The sequence below is a fragment of the Frankia sp. AgKG'84/4 genome, assembly GCF_023242965.2.
Taxonomy (GTDB): domain Bacteria; phylum Actinomycetota; class Actinomycetes; order Frankiales; family Frankiaceae; genus Frankia.
This window is the reverse complement of sequence record NZ_JALKFU020000821.1, coordinates 1-1,015: the sequence shown is the minus strand read 5'-3', so window position 1 is coordinate 1,015 and position 1,015 is coordinate 1. Positions and strand designations below refer to the sequence as shown.

The window sequence follows — 1,015 nt, the reverse complement described above, 5'->3', positions numbered from 1 at the left end:
CGCCGCTGCTGCGGCCGGCCACCACGGGCAGCCCGGCCGCCGAGGCCTCCAGGTAGACGATGCCGAGGCCCTCCACCTCCAGCCCGCCGAGCCGGGACCGGCACGGCATCGCGAACACGTCGCCGGCGGCGTAGTGGGCGGGCAGCTCAGCCCACGGCACCGAGCCGGTGAACCTCACGTGGTCCGCCACGCCGACCTCACGTGCCAGCCGTTCGAGCTTCGCCCGGTGCGGACCGCCGCCGACGAGCAGCAGCGCCGCCTCCGGCACCCGCCGGCGCAGCATCGGTAGGGCCCGCACCAGCATGTCCTGCCCCTTGCGCGGCACCAGACGGCTCACGCACACGACCACCCGCCGTCCGCCCAGACCATGCCGGCGGCGGATCTCGGCCCGGCCATCACCCGGCCGGAACAGCTCGGCGTCCACACCGCTGGGCAGGGGCGCCAGCGTCGGATGGGCACCGAGCGCCGGGCCGATCCGGGCGCGGGTGTAGTCGGTGAGATAGGTGACGACGTCGACGGTGGCGCCGATGCGGCGCAGCGCCTGGCGGGCGGCGGGCAGCGCGGCCCAGCCGACCTCGTGGCCATGCGTGCTCGCCACCACCCGGCGCACCGCGCCGTCGCGGCGCAGCGGGGAGCCGAGCAGCGCCAGCGGCGCGGCCGCCCCGAACCACACCGTGTCGCAGCCCTCCGCCCGGGCGATCTCCCGGGTGCGGCGCAGGACGTCCGGGATCGGCAGCATCAGCGACGAACGGTGGCGGACCACCGGGAACCGCTGGCCGGCGTCGAAGCCGGCGGCCCCCGACCAGGCCGGGGCGTAGACGACGACCTCGCCGGCGGGCAGGCGGGCCGCGAAGTTGTGCACGTAGGCCTGGATGCCGCCCGGCCGCGGGGGGAAGTCGTTCGTGACCACCAAGACCCGCATGGCCTCATGTTCCCGCACCGTTCCCGCGCCCCGGCACCGGGCCGCCGCGCGCCCCGGCCGCGCCCCGTCTCTTATAAACAAATAACCGTGCCG

1 protein-coding gene is annotated in these 1,015 nt (G+C 76.4%); it reads right to left on the bottom strand.

Going from position 1 to position 1,015, the window contains the following annotated elements; translation table 11 throughout:
* On the bottom strand, positions 1 to 922 hold a 922-nt coding region (locus MXD58_RS25455; RefSeq protein WP_250610215.1), incomplete at its 3' end, for a glycosyltransferase family 4 protein.
* Positions 923 to 1,015 lie beyond the last annotated feature (93 nt).